Source organism: Chitinophaga sedimenti, assembly GCF_023156195.1.
In the GTDB taxonomy this organism is placed as follows: Bacteria; Bacteroidota; Bacteroidia; order Chitinophagales; family Chitinophagaceae; genus Chitinophaga; species Chitinophaga sedimenti.
On record NZ_JAKUKA010000001.1, the window covers coordinates 4,431,095 to 4,446,457 of the forward strand.

14 protein-coding genes and 2 pseudogenes are annotated in these 15,363 nt (G+C 49.8%); 3 read left to right on the plus strand and 13 right to left on the minus strand.

Features of this window, described 5'->3' with window-relative positions; all coding sequences use genetic code 11:
• Positions 1-12: 12 nt before the first annotated feature.
• The 8 genes and pseudogenes from MKQ70_RS25245 to MKQ70_RS25270 all read right to left on the minus strand — a co-directional run bounded on the left by MKQ70_RS25245 (position 13) and on the right by MKQ70_RS25270 (position 7,238).
• Positions 13-330 (minus strand): hypothetical protein, encoded by a 318-nt coding sequence (locus tag MKQ70_RS25245; RefSeq protein ID WP_248075189.1) that lies wholly within the window; start codon positions 328-330, stop codon positions 13-15.
• Between the two features lie 31 nt (positions 331-361).
• Positions 362-589 (minus strand): papain-like cysteine protease family protein, encoded by a 228-nt coding sequence (locus MKQ70_RS42680; protein ID WP_372490033.1) that lies wholly within the window; start codon positions 587-589, stop codon positions 362-364.
• Positions 590-758: 169 nt separating this feature from the next.
• Positions 759-4,106 (minus strand): annotated as a pseudogene (locus tag MKQ70_RS42685) (methylmalonyl-CoA mutase family protein).
• 616 nt (positions 4,107-4,722) lie between these two features.
• The gene (locus MKQ70_RS25260) at positions 4,723-5,448 is read right to left on the minus strand and encodes an NUDIX hydrolase (protein ID WP_248075198.1); all 726 of its coding nucleotides are present in this window, start codon (positions 5,446-5,448) and stop codon (positions 4,723-4,725) included.
• Positions 5,449-5,567: 119 nt separating this feature from the next.
• A complete protein-coding gene (locus MKQ70_RS39480; RefSeq protein WP_282456703.1) occupies positions 5,568-5,789 on the minus strand; it encodes an amidohydrolase family protein in 222 nt (73 codons plus the stop codon).
• Positions 5,786-6,505, minus strand: a complete 720-nt coding sequence (locus MKQ70_RS39485; RefSeq protein WP_282456704.1) for an amidohydrolase family protein — start codon at positions 6,503-6,505, stop codon at positions 5,786-5,788. The genes MKQ70_RS39480 and MKQ70_RS39485 overlap by 4 nt, the downstream gene beginning before the upstream one ends.
• Positions 6,403-7,083 carry an amidohydrolase family protein gene (locus MKQ70_RS39490; protein WP_308199169.1) on the minus strand — a complete coding sequence of 227 codons (681 nt, stop codon included), beginning with the start codon at positions 7,081-7,083 and terminating at the stop codon, positions 6,403-6,405. Before MKQ70_RS39490 ends, MKQ70_RS39485 begins: the two co-directional genes overlap by 103 nt.
• Positions 7,056-7,238 (minus strand): hypothetical protein, encoded by a 183-nt coding sequence (locus tag MKQ70_RS25270; RefSeq protein WP_248075200.1) that lies wholly within the window; start codon positions 7,236-7,238, stop codon positions 7,056-7,058. The genes MKQ70_RS39490 and MKQ70_RS25270 overlap by 28 nt, the downstream gene beginning before the upstream one ends.
• Before the next feature lie 59 nt (positions 7,239-7,297).
• On the opposite strand from MKQ70_RS25270, the gene ligA reads away from it, so the two are divergent.
• Positions 7,298-9,409, plus strand: coding sequence for an NAD-dependent DNA ligase LigA (gene ligA / locus MKQ70_RS25275; RefSeq protein WP_248075202.1), 2,112 nt, complete (start codon positions 7,298-7,300; stop codon positions 9,407-9,409).
• Positions 9,409-9,852 (plus strand): nucleoside deaminase, encoded by a 444-nt coding sequence (locus MKQ70_RS25280; RefSeq protein ID WP_308199170.1) that lies wholly within the window; start codon positions 9,409-9,411, stop codon positions 9,850-9,852. The genes ligA and MKQ70_RS25280 overlap by 1 nt, the downstream gene beginning before the upstream one ends.
• A gap of 35 nt (positions 9,853-9,887) precedes the next feature.
• On the opposite strand, the pseudogene MKQ70_RS25285 reads toward MKQ70_RS25280, so the two are convergent.
• From MKQ70_RS25285 to MKQ70_RS41500, 3 genes and pseudogenes are all read right to left on the minus strand, one after another.
• Positions 9,888-10,822, minus strand: a pseudogene (locus MKQ70_RS25285) (SPFH domain-containing protein).
• A gap of 195 nt (positions 10,823-11,017) precedes the next feature.
• Positions 11,018-11,230 (minus strand): hypothetical protein, encoded by a 213-nt coding sequence (locus MKQ70_RS25290; protein WP_248075204.1) that lies wholly within the window; start codon positions 11,228-11,230, stop codon positions 11,018-11,020.
• Positions 11,231-11,463: 233 nt separating this feature from the next.
• Complete coding sequence (locus tag MKQ70_RS41500; RefSeq protein ID WP_308199535.1) at positions 11,464-12,189, minus strand: LuxR C-terminal-related transcriptional regulator; 726 nt, start codon at positions 12,187-12,189, stop codon at positions 11,464-11,466.
• Positions 12,190-12,482: 293 nt separating this feature from the next.
• On the opposite strand from MKQ70_RS41500, the gene MKQ70_RS25300 reads away from it, so the two are divergent.
• On the plus strand, positions 12,483-13,088 hold the full coding sequence (locus MKQ70_RS25300; protein ID WP_248075208.1) for a superoxide dismutase: 606 nt from the start codon (positions 12,483-12,485) through the stop codon (positions 13,086-13,088).
• A gap of 60 nt (positions 13,089-13,148) precedes the next feature.
• Here MKQ70_RS25300 and MKQ70_RS25305 read toward each other — a convergent pair whose 3' ends face one another.
• Together MKQ70_RS25305 and MKQ70_RS25310 are read right to left on the minus strand one after the other, a co-directional pair.
• Positions 13,149-13,916 carry a 3-keto-disaccharide hydrolase gene (locus MKQ70_RS25305; protein ID WP_248075210.1) on the minus strand — a complete coding sequence of 256 codons (768 nt, stop codon included), beginning with the start codon at positions 13,914-13,916 and terminating at the stop codon, positions 13,149-13,151.
• 3 nt (positions 13,917-13,919) lie between these two features.
• A complete protein-coding gene (locus MKQ70_RS25310; protein ID WP_248075212.1) occupies positions 13,920-15,305 on the minus strand; it encodes a Gfo/Idh/MocA family protein in 1,386 nt (461 codons plus the stop codon).
• Between the last annotated feature and the right edge of the window lie 58 nt (positions 15,306-15,363).

Here is a 15,363-nt window from a genome sequence, read left to right on the forward strand (position 1 = left end):
GTTTTAAGGGGTTTAACGGAATTTAAAATCAAACATGGTGCGCCAGTGGTCGGTGCTGCCCGAATTAGCGTACTCCTGGTAGGTAATCGACCTGTCCGTGCCTTCACACGGCGCCCAGGGATCGCGGAGAAACAGGTAGTTGCTGCTGCCGATGGTAGCATAACCATAAATCACCAGCACGTGCCCCACACCGCCTGTTTTAGGCCCGTAAGCGTAGGCCAGCGGTTGTTTGCGGCAGTAAATATATTTGGTCAGACTATCCCAGGGTAAAGGCGTGGTTGATTCCCTGAAGTTAAAGCCGCTTTCGGAGAACATCGTCCAGCCGGGCATGTTGCAGGCGGCGTTTTTCGGGCAATTGCCGCTACAGCAATCCGTTCTGCCGAAACGTTGATTGGCCAGGTCGCACTGTTGTACGCCATGTCCGAAAAGTGGTGATCATTTGTGTAGTGGCGGCCCAACACCAGTTATTGGTTTGCTGCGAGATCAGCGGTACGGCCTGGGATCCAACATTGGCCGGCTTGCAACACGCGGCCAAATAAAGGCAGCTCCCGAGTAGCAGGGAAATCTGCCAATGAAATTGTTTTTTCATTGAGGTTTGCTTTTTGAGGTTACAGATAAATAATAAACGTGGTTATGCGACTCGACGACTATCATAAAGATAAGTCCTTATTTAATACTGCGAGCAAAGTGCGTTGTCACGCAGAAATTTAAAAAGCCCGGGCATTACACCTGCGGGCTTTCTAACTCGATAGTAAAAATTACATATTCCTCCGGTACTTTCCGCCCACTTCATACAGCGCATGCGTGATCTGTCCCAGCGTACAATACTTCACGGTTTCCATCAACTCCGCGAACAAGTTCTCGTTACGGATCGCCGCTTCCTGCAAGCGTTTTAGCATCATCGCGCTCTTGTCTGCATGACGTGCTTTGAACGCATCGCCCGCATGGATCTGGAACTCTTTTTCCTCCGTGGTCGAACGGATCACTTCCGCCGGAATAATGGTCGGCGAACCGTTTTTATTCAGGAAAGTATTTACGCCGATGATCGGGTATTCGCCGGTGTGTTTCAGCGATTCGTAGTACAGACTTTCTTCCCGGATCTTGTTGCGCTGGTACATGCGTTCCATGGAGCCCAGCACGCCGCCACGTTCAGTGATACGGTTAAACTCCAGCATCACGGCCTCTTCCACCAGGTCGGTCAGTTCTTCGAGGAAGAAGCTGCCCTGGTTCGGGTTCTCGTTTTTAGCAGTACCCAGCTCGCGATTGATGATCAGCTGGATCGCCATCGCGCGGCGTACGCTTTCTTCCGTGGGCGTAGTAATAGCCTCGTCGTAAGCGTTCGTGTGCAGCGAGTTGCAGTTATCATAAATCGCGTACAGCGCCTGCAACGTGGTGCGGATATCATTAAAGTCAATTTCCTGTGTGCAGGCTGCGGCCGGAAGTCTGAATGTGGTACTTCAGCTTCTGCGAACGATCGTTGCCTTTGTATTTATACTTGATGGCTTTTGCCCAGATCCTGCGCGCCACACGGCCGATCACCGCATATTCCGGGTCCATGCCGTTGCTGAAAAAGAACGACAGATTCGGTGCAAAGTCATCGATATTCATACCGCGGCTCAGGTAATATTCCACGTATGTAAAGCCGTTCGCGAGGGTAAACGCCAGTTGTGTGATGGGATTGGCGCCGGCTTCCGCGATGTGGTAGCCTGAAATACTCACCGAGTAAAAGTTTCTTACTTTCTGGTGGATGAAAAATTCCTGCACATCGCCCATCAGCTTCAAGGCAAACTCCGTGGAAAAGATGCAGGTATTCTGCGCCTGGTCTTCTTTCAGAATATCTGCCTGCACCGTACCGCGCACGGTGCTGAGCGCATGCGCTTTTATCCTTTCGTACACTTCCGGTTCCAGCACATCACTGCCCGAAACACCCAGCAGCGCAAGGCCTAAACCATTGTTGCCGTGCGGCAGGTCGCCATTATACACCGGCAACGGATGGTCTTTAAATTTATGTTCAAGGATGCCGCGCACCTTTTCCTGCAATCCTTCTTTTTCGATGTACTGCTCGCATTGCTGGTCAATAGCGGCATTCATGAAAAAGGCGAGCAGTATCGGGGCGGGACCGTTAATCGTCATGGATACCGAGGTTTTCGGATCGCAGAGATCGAAGCCGCTGTACAGCTTCTTGGCATCATCTACCGTTGCGATGCTCACGCCGGAGTTGCCGATCTTGCCGTAAATATCCGGGCGCTCTGCGGGGTCCTCGCCGTACAGGGTAACGCTGTCAAATGCAGTAGACAACCGTTTCGCCGGTTGCTCCACCGATACGTAGTGAAAACGTTTATTTGTACGCTCCGGGCCACCTTCGCCCGCAAACATACGCGTAGGGTCTTCGCCTTCGCGTTTAAGCGGAAACACACCTGCTGCGTAAGGGAATTCGCCGGGCAGGTTTTCGGTGAGCTGCCAGCGTAAAATATCTCCCCAATCAGAAAACTTAGGCAAACTCAATTTCGGTATGCGCGACTGCGACAGGCTGGTAGTGAACAACGGCAGCTTGATCACCTTATCCCTTACCTGGAAGGCGTAATGATCGGCCGTATACTTTTGCACGAGTTCATCCCAACCGGTAATCAGTTTTTACATTCAGGATTCAATTGTTCCTGCAGATGTGCGTTCACGGCTTTCAATGCTTCGTTATCCTGCATTTCCGGCAGGGCCAGCACGCCTTCCGTTTTATACCACTGGCTTGCGATGGCGCATTGTTCTTTCACCCACTTGCCGTAATCTTCGATCGTACTTACAATTTCGGCGAGATAACGCACCCGAGAAGGGGGAATGATCGCATCTTCCAGGTTGCCGCTCCCCGTGCCTTCTTTGTGGGCATCGGAGAAACGGAGGCCACATTTATCTTCCACCACTTTCATCAAAATGTCGAACAGGCGGTTGCAACCGGCGTTATTGAATTTTGAGGCAATGGTGCCTACAACGGGCAGTTCATCGTCTTTCGCGTTCCACAGGCTGTGGTTGCGTTTATATTGTTTGCGCACGTCGTGAAGGGCATCCAGCGCGCCGGCTTTATCAAATTTGTTGATGGTAATCACATCGGCATAATCCAGCATGTTGATTTTCTCGAGCTGCGATGCGGCGCCGTATTCAGGCGTCATTACGTACAACGACAAATCACAATAGTCAACGATCGCGGTATCGCTCTGCCCGATGCCCGATGTTTCCAGGATAATAAAATCGAAGCCCGCCAGTTTGCAGATGTCGATCGCCTCCTGTATATGTTCGCTGATCGCCTTATCGCTTTCGCGGGTGGCCAGTGAGCGCATATAAGCACGCGGATGATGAATGCTGTTCATGCGGATACGGTCGCCCAGCAAAGCGCCGCCGGTTTTTTTCTTCGATGGATCAACAGAAATAACCGCGATGGTTTTATCATCGTAATGATATAAGAAGCGCCGCACCAGTTCATCGGTCACACTACTTTTACCGGCGCCGCCGGTGCCGGTAATACCCAATACCGCTACCGGGTGCGCATTTTCCGCTTCCTCTTCCTCTACACCCGCAGCTGCCAGTTTTTGCTGTAATTGCGGAATACGCTGGCCATGTTCAGCCTGCGTAATAGCCCGCGCGATCAGCGGCGCATCAGCCGTTTCAATGTTGCGGTTTATGGCAGGCAACAAAAAGTCGCACTGTTTGATCAGGTCCTCGATCATGCCTTCCAGCCCCATCTGCCGTCCATCGTCCGGTGAATAAATGCGGGAAATGCCATAGGCATGCATTTCTTCAATTTCCGTTGGCAGAATGGTACCGCCGCCGCCACCGAATATCTTAATATGTCCGCAGCCTTTCTGCTGCAGCAAATCATACATGTATTTAAAAAACTCCACGTGTCCGCCCTGGTAAGAAGTGACCGCAATCCCCTGCGCATCTTCCTGGATGGCACAGTCCACGATTTCCGCTGCGGAGCGGTTATGCCCGAGGTGAATTACCTCCGCGCCCTTCGACTGCATAATGCGCCGCATGATGTTAATCGCCGCATCGTGCCCGTCGAAAAGAGAGGCCGCTGTTACAATACGAACTTTATTGATTGGTGTATATGACATAATAACGTGTTTCGCAACATTGCAAGTTACGAAAATAAGCTCCTGTGCGGGTATAAATGCAATTAAGGCGCAGATTTAGAATAGATTGAAGTCACCGGAAGCATTGTTGGACAAATCAAAAAATTTCACGGTAACCGCTGAACAGGCACAAACAAAAATCCCCTGCGTTGACAAAAACGCAGGGGATCATACAAATAGAAAGCAGTAATGAAAATTAGTGAAACTCAAATTTCACAACGTGGAACTTACAATAACTTAAAAGAAATAAAGTGGAATTTATAAAAGTAATGTGCTGATATAAAAAGCTTGTTTTTATATGCTATATGTTAACGTACCTTCTAGCAATTTAAATTCTGGTTACTTGATTTGCCGCTACTACTACTGTCTTCTGCTGGTCGAAAATATCCGCCGTATTTGTGTGTGCGTATATTTAACACAATCTTAATTCTTTTTTCCATACCGTCAAACTTTTTTCAATAATTACTGAAAATTCTATAAAAATCATCTCAACTGATACTTTCATAGCACCCGGTATATTTCAGAATTCTCAATACAGTAAAGCGTTTTAAAGGAAAAAAGGCAATGATGCATCTTTATCATAAATGTTAAAAAAACATTAGGACAAAAAAGGCATTTTGGGTGATTTTTCGTTCAACCAGACTAAACGGAAGGCCCTTTTTAGGGTGTTTTGATTACACTTATTAAAAACCGAGGGTCTTTTTGTCCTTTGATCGTACTTCCCGGCATCGAACCGATAGAGGCGGGCGGGTCGGTGTGGAACGCTGTCTTCTTCTTCGTTTAAGTCGATAAGGATATCCATGTTGAAGAACTTCTTCCGGAAGTTGCGGCGGTCGAGTTTTACGTCCAAAATGGTTTCGTAAAGGTGCTGCAATGTGCGCAGGGAGAACTTATCGGGCAGCAGGTCCATACCAATGGGACGGTCGATCACCTTGTGCTGCAGGCGCCGGTAACAGGCATCCAGAATGTCTTTATGATAAGGCAATAACGGCGGCAGGCGCTTCAGCGGAAACCACCTGAGCGGATTGTCGAATGGGGCGTGCGCGGCGTTGACGAGACTGTAATAAGCTACAGATACGAGGCTGCCTACCGGCGAACGGTGCATGGTACCAAAGGCGTGCACCTGCTCCAGGTCCAGGCCGCTCAATCCTTCATGTGGACTTAACACCCGCCAGGCAGCCGCTTCCAGCGTTTCTGCGGGCATTACCGTGTCGCCGGGCAACATCCAGCAACCCTGGTGCTCTGGCTCCAATGATGGTAACAATAATACTTTCAGCGTTTCATCCTCCCAACCAAAAATCACGCAGTCAACGGAAACCGCCATTTTAAAGTGCTCTCGTAGCTCCCCTTTGGGGGATTTTCTGCGGTGTATGTGTTCATAATCGTGGAATGTTCAACGGATAATCTCCATCCGGGGCAATAACAATAACAAACAAAAGGTAATTAATTTTTCACAGACAAAAGGGGGACATTTTTACACTTATTCGTTTGTCCCAAATACTTTTTCCCGGCCACAAATGTGCTTAATACACGCACTTTCAATATGTCCATCACCGGCACCCGCATCAGGTCGTGGTCTAATATGATAAAGTCGGCCCGCTTGCCGTTTTCCAGGCTGCCTTTCTCCGACTCTTCAAACGCAGCCTTCGCCGCCCATACGGTCATGCCCCGCAATGCCTGCTCGCGCGAAAGGGCGTTTTCCGGCTGAAAGCCGCCCCGGGATAATTATTCGCATCCACACGTCCCACGGCGGCTAAAAAGGTCTTCAAGGGGCTGATATCTTCCACCGGGAAATCTGTGCCCAGCGGCAGCCAGCCATTTTGCTCCAGTAGTTGTTGATAGGCATAAGCTGTTTTCACCCGTACAGATCCCAGCCTGTCGCCTGCCCAATACATATCGGATGTGGCATGCGTGGGTTGCACCGAAGGCACCACACTGCAATTGCCGAACATGCCGAAGTCGGCACTGTCTACCACTTGCGCGTGTTCTATACGCCAGCGTTTATCGTTTTTGCCTTTCAGTACCTGCGCATAAATGCGGAGTATTTCGCGGTTGGCAGAATCGCCAATGGCATGGGTGCACATCTGTATTTTGGTGTTGGCCATCTCGGCGGCCTTCTCCGCGAAGTAGTCTTTATCTTTCAAGAGAAATCCCTTCCAGCCCGCTTTATCGGCATAGTCGTGCAACAGGCAGGCGCCACGGGAACCGAGCGCACCATCCGCATAATACTTCATACCGCCGATGTTGATGCGATCGGTTTTGTACACGCCCCGCTTTTTCAGCCAGCTCCAGTTGTGATCGTTATCACTGAGCATGACGTATACGGGAAGAAACAGTTTAGCGGCACGTTGCAGGCTGTCGAGCAGCAGGGCTTCACGCAATTCCAGGCCGCAATCGGATACGCCGGTAAGTCCCGCTGCGAAGCAGTTCTGTTCGGCCTGCCGCCAGCTTTTTCGTATTGTTCAATCGTCGGCGTCGGAATTTTTGCCCATACCAGGTCAACCGCATTATCCACGAGTATTCCCGTTAGTTTGCCTGCTTTGGTTTCGATGATGCCGCCCTGCAACGTTTGTCCCGCTTTTACATCCGCTGCGTCCAGCGCTGCCTGGTTCGCAATCGCGGCATGCCCGTCAATGCGCGAAAGTATTACCGGCGTGTTGGGAAAGGCGCTGTCCAGCTTCGCTTTATCGGGAAAGTTTTTGACGGCCCAGTCGTTCTGGTCCCAGCCACGGCCCGTTATCCGGGAGTTTGGGTTGGCGGCGGCGAACGCGATCACTTTGTTCACCACCTCCTGCCAGCTGCCGGTACCTTGCAGCTGTACCTGCTGCAGGCTCAGCGCGTAACCGGTAAAGTGCGAATGCGCATCGATAAAGCCCGGGTACACGAACTTTCCGCCGGCATCTTTTGTTTCAAAGGCGTCGTAATGCTTTATCAGGTCGGCACTTTTGCCCACCGCCACGATGTGCCCATCGTTGACAGCCGGGCTTCGGCCACCGCAAATGAATCGTTAACGGTGTAAACGACAGCGTTGTGCAGCAGCAGATCTACTTTGGGTTTGGATTGGCAGGCGGCGAATATCAGGCAGCATAACAGCGGGCAGAGGCGTTGCGTCATAACATAATTTTAGGGCGATAACTAATGTAAAGTTTAAATTTACGCCACAGATCTCATCTATGTACACGAAAGAAACGGAAATAAATTTAGTGCAGCAGGCAAAAGAGCTGCTTAGCCTGTTACCCGAAGAGGGACTGATCAACAAGAGCGCCACGGACACCGTGGAGGAACTACGCCGCGTGATCCGCTATAACGACTACCGCTACTACATCCAGGACGATCCCGTGTTGTCCGACTTTGAATACGACCAGCTGTTCGCCTGGTTGAAAAAGCTTGAAAGGACTTACCCGGAGCTGGTAACGGCCGACTCACCCACTGCCCGCGTGGCACAGGGATTGTCGAAAAACTTCCCAACGGTACAGCACCTGGTTCCGATGCTGAGCCTCGAGAACTCGTACAATGAAGACGATCTCACCGATTGGGACCGTAAAACCCGCGAGCTGACCGGCCTCTCTGAGATCGAGTATTGCATCGAGCCGAAGTTCGACGGGGCGAGTATTTCACTGATTTACGAAAACGACCTGCTCACGCGTGGCGCTACCCGCGGCGATGGCGTAGCGGGCGACGATATTACCACCAACATCCGCCAGATCCGTACGATCCCCTTGTCGGCGCCGTTTTCGAGCTACGGCATCCAGCAGATAGAGATCAGGGGCGAGGTGCTCATCAACAAAAACACCTTTAAGAAATTCAACGACCAGCGCATTGCCGAAAACCTGCCGCCACTGGCCAATCCGCGCAACGCGGCCTCGGGCTCGCTGCGCATGGTAGATCCGAACGAAGTGGCCAAACGCGGGCTGGAAGCGTTTCTGTATCACATGAGTTACCATGTGATGTTGGACGGTCAAACCGAACCCGAAATTCTGCAAACGCATAGCGGAACGCTGGACCTGCTGTACACGCTCGGTTTCCGCAGTCCGGCGAAAGAGAAGATCGTGGTCAAAGGCGTGAAAGCAGTAATCGATTACGTGCATGAATTTGAAGCGCGCCGTGACGAACTGCCGTATGAGATCGACGGCATGGTGATCAAAGTAAATAATTATGAGTTGCAGGATAAGATGGGGATGACCACCCACCACCCCCGCTGGGCCATGGCGTTTAAGTTCAAAGCCAGGCAGGCGACCAGCAAACTGCGCAACGTAGAGTTCCAGGTGGGGCGCACCGGCAGCATTACTCCGGTGGCCAAAATCGATCCCGTTCCCATCGGTGGGGTGATGGTAGGTTCCATGTCGCTCTTTAACGAAGATGTAATCCGCGAAAAGGATTTAAAAATAGGGGACACTGTTCTTGTAGAGCGCGCCGGCGATGTGATCCCTTACATCGTGAAGTCCATGGCCGATTTGCGCAATGGCTCCGAAAAGGATATCATCTTCCCGAAAACCTGCCCCGTTTGTTCACACGAACTGTATAAGCCCGAAGGTGAAAGCGTTTGGCGCTGCAACAACATCAACTGCGAAGCACAGGTGGTGGAGCGCATCATTCACTTCGTGAGCAAAGATGCCATGGACATCCGCAGCTTCGGCGAAAGCAACGTGCGTAAATTCTACGGCCTCGGCATCCTTAAAGATGTGCCGGGGGTATATGAAATGGACTTCTCCCAGATTGAGCAGATGGAAGGCTTCGGCGCAAAATCCATCACCAATCTTAAAACCGCGATAGAAAACTCTAAAACACAACCGCTCCACCGCTTAATATTCGGGCTGGGCATTCGTTACGTCGGCGAAACCACTGCTAAAACACTGGCCCATGCGGTAAAAGATCTTATCGACCTGAAAGATTATACCGAAGAACAGCTGCTGGCGCTGGAAGATATCGGACCCAAAGTAGCGGGCTCTATCCGCCAGTTTTTCAGCGATGAGGGCAACGTGCAGATGTTAGAGAAACTGCGCAGTCTCGGGGTAAACCTGCAAAATACGCAGGGCAGCCTGTCTGCCGAAGGCACCCTAAGCGGACAAACCTTCCTGTTCACCGGCACCCTCGCTAAACTGAAACGCAGCGATGCTGAAGCCATGGTGGAACAGCACGGTGGTAAATTATTGAGCGGCGTAAGCAGCAAACTTAATTACCTCGTAGTAGGCGAAGATGCCGGCAGCAAACTGGAGAAAGCGAAAAAGATCACCTCCATCAAAATATTAACGGAAGACGAGTTCATTAAACTGGTAGAAAGCTGATGCAACTGAGCGACGAACATTATATGCAGCAGGCGCTGAAAGAAGCGCGCCTGGCGGGCGAAGATGGCGAAGTGCCCATTGGCGCCGTAGTAGTCATGAACGGGCAGATCATCGGGCGCGGGCACAACCAGGTAGAGCGTTTGAACGATTGTACCGCGCATGCGGAAATGATCGCCATCACAGCTGCGTTCAATACCCTTGGCAGTAAATACCTGATGGAAGCCACCATTTATGTAACGCTGGAACCCTGCGTGATGTGCTCCGGCGCATTATACTGGAGCAAAATCGGCCGCGTGGTGTATGGTGCGCAGGACGATAAAAATGGCTACCGGCGGGTAACGGGAGACAAATCGCCCTTTCATCCCAAAACAAAAATTGAATACGGGTTGATGGCAGACGATTGCTTAAAACTGGTGAAGGATTTCTTCGCGGCCAAAAGATAAAACAAAAAGGACCGGCGCTTGCCGGTCCTTTTTGTTTATGCCATTTGTTTGTTTTCCATCAACTTATTCAGACTCATTAACTGCTTCATCGTTTTGTCCATGCCTTCGGACGAACCATCGAGGAAGATCACGTTGCCTTTGGAGTTTTCCGAGAAGTGTTTAATGGCTTCGGTCCACATAGAAAAGAGGATCACCGACGTGTCGAGGTTGGCCTGCTGCATTTCTTTCGCCGCCATAGACATACCTTTGGCCACTTCTTCGCGGAACAGTGCTACACCCTGCCCCCGCAGCTGCGCCGCCTGCCTTTCTGCTTCCGCGGCGATTTTGATCGCGTTACCATCTGCTTCGGCCGCCTTGGTTTTAGTGATAAGCAGCGCCTGGCCTTCGTTTTCGGCCGCGGCTTTCAGGTTGTTAGAGGCCACCACCTGCGCCATGGAGCGGATGATCGCATCATCAAAAGTAATATCGTTCATCTGGAGGTCCTGCAGGTGAAAGCCCCACTCTTCCAGTATCTGGTCGATCTGTTCCTTTACGTGCTCGGTAATATCGCGGCGCAGGCCCGGGACTTCGCTCTGCCTTTTAGTGGCCACAAAACCACGGATAGACCCTTCGATGGTACGCACCAGGGCCTGCATGAAACTGCGCTCGTCCATGAACTTGAAGGCCACGTTTTTAATCGTTTGTTCCTCCTGGTTCAGTACAGAATACAGCAACATGGCTTTAAAATACACGTTCGCCTGGTCCACGGTAATGGCCGGAACTCCAGTTCAACGGAGCGGTTCTGGATCGAGATGCGCTTAAATACCTTTTCGATGAGGGGAATCTTAAAATTCAACCCGGGGAACAGGATGCGGTTATACTTACCAAAAATGGTCGTAACGCCAATGGTTCCCTGCTGCACCGTTACGAAGCAGGTAAACAAGATGAGCACAACCAGGGCGATAATGACAGGTAACAGGATATTATCCATAGCTTGAGATGATTTTAACTACAGTATAAATGTAATATAAAATCAATCACAATCTGTCAAATCGGTAAACAGGGGTTTTGCGGGGGATGGGGCGCTTACATCGGTTGCCATGTGCCGGACTTCAAACAAGTTTGTTGGGTTAACAAACAATGAATGAAAGTCCGGTCTCTTTAATGGCAAAGCAGTACTGCTGTACTACTGTATCTTCTGGCATTTTCTTAAGTATATGAATGCATCGTCTAACTCGATCTGTTTTAATTGATAAGCCAGGCGGGTCTTCAAATCCTCCGTTTCTTCCTTGATTTTTTTGTACTGGTCTTTTAAGGCCTCATATCTTGCTATAATCTCTTCGGATGTGGCATTTTCTTCGAGATCCAGGATAAAATAGGCTTGTTCGTCGGTTATCATAGTGATAAGTAAAGTTATTACTAAGCTATCTAAAATGAACTCCTCAATATCGCGTACTAAATTACTTGAGATTAACACGCCAGGAAATACCCAAGCTTGGGTATTTTTCAGGGCTTTATGTTAAGAAAAATATAAATAATATCGGCCTTCAAATCCAATGTCAGGTTGCGTTTACGGGAGCTTTATGTTAAAAAAATAATACAAAAATATTGATTAAGGGGCAATTGAGGCTATTACTGGATACCTGTTTGTTTGGCCAGGGCCACCAGTTCTGATGTATTTCTCACCTTTAGTTTTAACCTTATATTTTTCCGGTGTGTCTCTACCGTATAGCGGCTCAGGCTTAATTTTTCCGCTATCTCTTTATTGTTGAAGCCTTGCGCGGCCAGGGTAAAAATTACCTTTTCCCTGTTCGTCAATTTATTAATTACGTCTTCGTTGCGACGCCGCAGTACATCCCGCAAGGCTTCGCTGATCTGGCTGCTGGTATCAGTTGCCAGCGAAAAATCAAGGAAGGTGCAGATGACGTCTACCACGTTGCCCTGTTCATCGAAAGTGTATGGCTGGCCGAGACCTACCACCCAAAACCAATAATCGGTGTCTTTCTTTTTAACACGCAATACACCTCCGAACAGGTTTTTATTTTCCCGGAAAGACTGGATGGAAACGGCAGTGATCATAGCATCGTCGGGGTGCATAATACTGGGGAAAAAACTGGGGCCTAATGATTTGATTTCATCGAGGCTGTAACCGATTGTGTCTTCCATCGTTTTGTTACACCACGTAACAGACTGCTGGTCAATATTCGAAATATACACCATTGCAGGCATCTGCTGAACAATGGATTGATACTGCTGTAACTGGCTGCCTAGTCGAGCATTCTCCGATAGCTGCGCATCTGGAGAGTCGCGGTGTGCTGTGCCCCTGGTCCTGCATATTTTATCTTTTAAACAAACAATAGTGAAACTAACGGTTTACGACTATACGAATATAGTAAAAAGTAATTTAACCGTTGTAACACTTATATGTAAATATAACACTAATGTAATGCGAGCCAGTCTCACTCCTCGTATAGGGGTCCCTCCTTCTTGCTGTTCTGATTTCGGACGTTAACAGAGGGGTTACATATTTACTAATTTAATACAAAAATGCTTACGATGCGTTAAACCTTTTGTCATTTATGCTATTAGGTACTAAATTTGATGACTTTTAAGACTTAATCGATTATTATTTAACCAATAAAAATTGGATCATGGCATTTACACTCCCAAGCTTACCGTATGCTTTCGATGCGCTGGAGCCGCACTTTGATAAACAAACAATGGAAATCCACCATGGCAAGCACCATCAGGCTTATGTAGATAACCTGAATAAAGCGGTGGCGGGTACCGAAAATGAAAATAAATCGCTGGAAGAACTGGTGGCTAATGCTGGTAAAATCAGCCCTGCTGTACGTAACAACGGCGGCGGTCACTGGAACCACAGCTTCTTCTGGACCAGCCTCGCACCTAATGCAGGCGGCGCTCCCTCCGGCAAACTGGCCGACGCTATCAACAGTGCTTTCGGTTCTTTCGACGCGTTCAAAGAGAAATTTAACGCTGCCGGCATGACCCGTTTCGGTTCTGGCTGGGCATGGTTGCTGGCGAAAGACGGCAAACTGGAAATCAGCTCTACGCCTAACCAGGACAACCTGATGATGGATGTTGCCGAAGTAAAAGGCACTCCGCTGTTGGGCGTGGACGTTTGGGAACATGCTTATTACCTGAAATACCAGAACCGTCGCGCCGAATACCTGACCGCTTTCTGGAACCTGGTAAAATGGGATGAAATTGCAAAACGTTTCGACGCTGCTAAATAAGGCTCATCTTATTTGAAAGAAAGGGAGAAGCGATGTGCTTCTCCCTTTTTTATGCTGCTACTACAGTTCTTTTATTTTTACATTTTTGAACCAGATTTCGCTGCCGTGGTCCTGTAAGGCAATGTGCCCTTTCTTGGCCATACCGTATCCCTTCGCATCCTTCCATTTGCCCGTAGCTTTCGCCTTGTTCCAATCATCGCTCCACATCTCGGTTTCAGCGGTTTTCTGCCCGTTTAGCCAATGCTCCACATGCCCTTTGTTCACGACAATTTTAGTGTGGTTCCATTCGCCGATGGGCTTCGCAGCCATTACCAGCGGCGGGTTCATGGCGTAGTTAGCGCCCGTTTTCTGCCAGTCTTCCAGCTTCTCCGGGAAGTTGTTATCGTCGATGATCTGGTACTCGGGGCCGCTCAGGTAGGGCGCGTCAAACTCCTCGGTAACGAGGTACAATATGCCGCTGTTGCCCTGTGGCGCCAGTTTCCAGTCTGCTTCAAATTCAAAGTTGCCGTACTCGCCGGTGGTGATCAGGTCGCCACGCAGATCGCTTTTATCGGTGCTGCTGCCTTTGCAGTGCATCGTGCCGCTATCGGCCGACCAGGTATTGGAAGTACGGTCTTTATACACCCGCCATCCGTCAAGCGAGCTGCCGTTAAACAGCAGCTTCCAGCCCTGCGCAGTTTCGTCGGCCGTAAGGGTATTGTCTGCCGAAGGCGCCGTTGTAGCGGTGGTGTCACCCGTAGTGGTCACGGAATCTTTGTTATTGGTGTTGCCGGCATTACCGCAGGCCATAAATGTTACGGCTGCTGCCGCGATTACAATCTGTTTCATATTTTATTTTGATACGGTTTTCAGGTTTTTCGGATCCCAATAAATGATTTTGTTGGAGAAGTAACTGTCGTTACACAGCAGTGCAGGAGCAGCTGCACGGTAGCCAAACAGTGCATCTTCGCTCACTTTGCCGCCTGTACGCATCGCGTTAAACAGGTTGTAGAAGTGATCGAAGTGCGCGCCTTTGTAACCTTCTTCCGCAGCATATTCCAGCTTGTCGGGGTCCAGCATCTGTTTGCGTTCGTACACGTACTGTTTGCCATTTTGCTGGCCCTGTTTCGTTTGTAGCAACGGATCGTCCGATGCGGCATATGTTTTATTGCGATACAGCGTTACTTTATCCCACTCTACCGTCATAGAACCTTCACTGCCCACCATACGCAGGTAGTTGGTACCACCGGTACCGTCCACGAAGTTTACGCGCAGCGACAGGTTAAAGGCAGGATGGATATTGGTTTCAGGATAGTCGAACATACCAAGCATAATGTCCGGTACTTCGCGGCCATCTTTCCAGTAACGCAGACCGCCCGTTGCCATGATCTTTTCCGGGCCCATAGAACCGGTTACCAGGTGCAGGCTGGAAAACAGGTGTACGAACAGGTCGCCGGATACGCCGGTACCATAATCGCGGTAGTTACGCCAGCGGAAAAAGCGCAATGGATCAAACTTACGTTTAGTGGTATTAGAAAGATAAGTATCCCAGCCTACTGTTTTTTCTGAAGCATCTGCAGGAATAGGGTATTGCCATGCGCCGAAGGGCGACATACGCGCCCAGAAGCCTTCTGCATAGTTTAATTGTCCTATGGCGCCTTCTTTCAGCAGCTGACGGGCTTTTTCGTTACCCAGTGAGCTTACGCCCCGGCTGCCTACCTGGAATACTACTTTGTTTTTGTTTTGTGCTTCCACAACGGCAGGACCTTCGCTCACGTCATGCACCATCGGCTTTTCGCAATACACGGATTTGCCTTTGTTCATGGCCGCAACAGAAATGTCTTTGTGCCAGTGGTCAGGTGTAGCAATAATCACCGCGTCGATGTCTTTACGCTCAAGGATTTCGCGGTAGTCGCGGGTGGTGTAAATGTCTGCACCGTATTTTTTTTTCGCATCCGCCAGGCGGCCGTCATACAGGTCGCAGGCGGCGACGAGTTTTACGCCGGGTACGGTAATAGCCGTATTAGCATCGGCAGTACCCATACCACCGGCGCCGATCAGCGCAATCTGGATGTTATCGTTCGGACTATAGTGTCCTTTTTCGCGCGACAGCAGCATGAGGTTGCGCTGCCTGTCGGCCGCTGTAATGATGTTCGGGAGCAAAGTAGCGCCCACCATGCTTTTGGCTAGTTTGGTAATAAAGCCGCGGCGTGAGTTCCCTTCGGAGTTCATAGACATAATTCGTTAGCTTTTTCGTGAGTAATGGTTCATGACGTAGGGTTTAAATTACCGCAAA

Excerpts from the sequence above, each read along its gene's own strand:
- MKQ70_RS25245 (WP_248075189.1), bottom strand. The coding sequence starts at position 330 with ATGCCCGGCTGGACGATGTTCTCCGAAAGCGGCTTTAACTTCAGGGAA.
- MKQ70_RS42680 (WP_372490033.1), bottom strand. The coding sequence starts at position 589 with ATGAAAAAACAATTTCATTGGCAGATTTCCCTGCTACTCGGGAGCTGC.
- MKQ70_RS25260 (WP_248075198.1), bottom strand. The coding sequence starts at position 5,448 with ATGGCGGTTTCCGTTGACTGCGTGATTTTTGGTTGGGAGGATGAAACG.
- MKQ70_RS39480 (WP_282456703.1), bottom strand. The coding sequence starts at position 5,789 with ATGACCGTATGGGCGGCGAAGGCTGCGTTTGAAGAGTCGGAGAAAGGC.
- MKQ70_RS25270 (WP_248075200.1), bottom strand. The coding sequence starts at position 7,238 with ATGACGCAACGCCTCTGCCCGCTGTTATGCTGCCTGATATTCGCCGCC.
- ligA (WP_248075202.1), top strand. The coding sequence starts at position 7,298 with ATGTACACGAAAGAAACGGAAATAAATTTAGTGCAGCAGGCAAAAGAG.
- MKQ70_RS25280 (WP_308199170.1), top strand. The coding sequence starts at position 9,409 with ATGCAACTGAGCGACGAACATTATATGCAGCAGGCGCTGAAAGAAGCG.
- MKQ70_RS25290 (WP_248075204.1), bottom strand. The coding sequence starts at position 11,230 with ATGATAACCGACGAACAAGCCTATTTTATCCTGGATCTCGAAGAAAAT.
- MKQ70_RS25300 (WP_248075208.1), top strand. The coding sequence starts at position 12,483 with ATGGCATTTACACTCCCAAGCTTACCGTATGCTTTCGATGCGCTGGAG.
- MKQ70_RS25305 (WP_248075210.1), bottom strand. The coding sequence starts at position 13,916 with ATGAAACAGATTGTAATCGCGGCAGCAGCCGTAACATTTATGGCCTGC.
- MKQ70_RS25310 (WP_248075212.1), bottom strand. The coding sequence starts at position 15,305 with ATGTCTATGAACTCCGAAGGGAACTCACGCCGCGGCTTTATTACCAAA.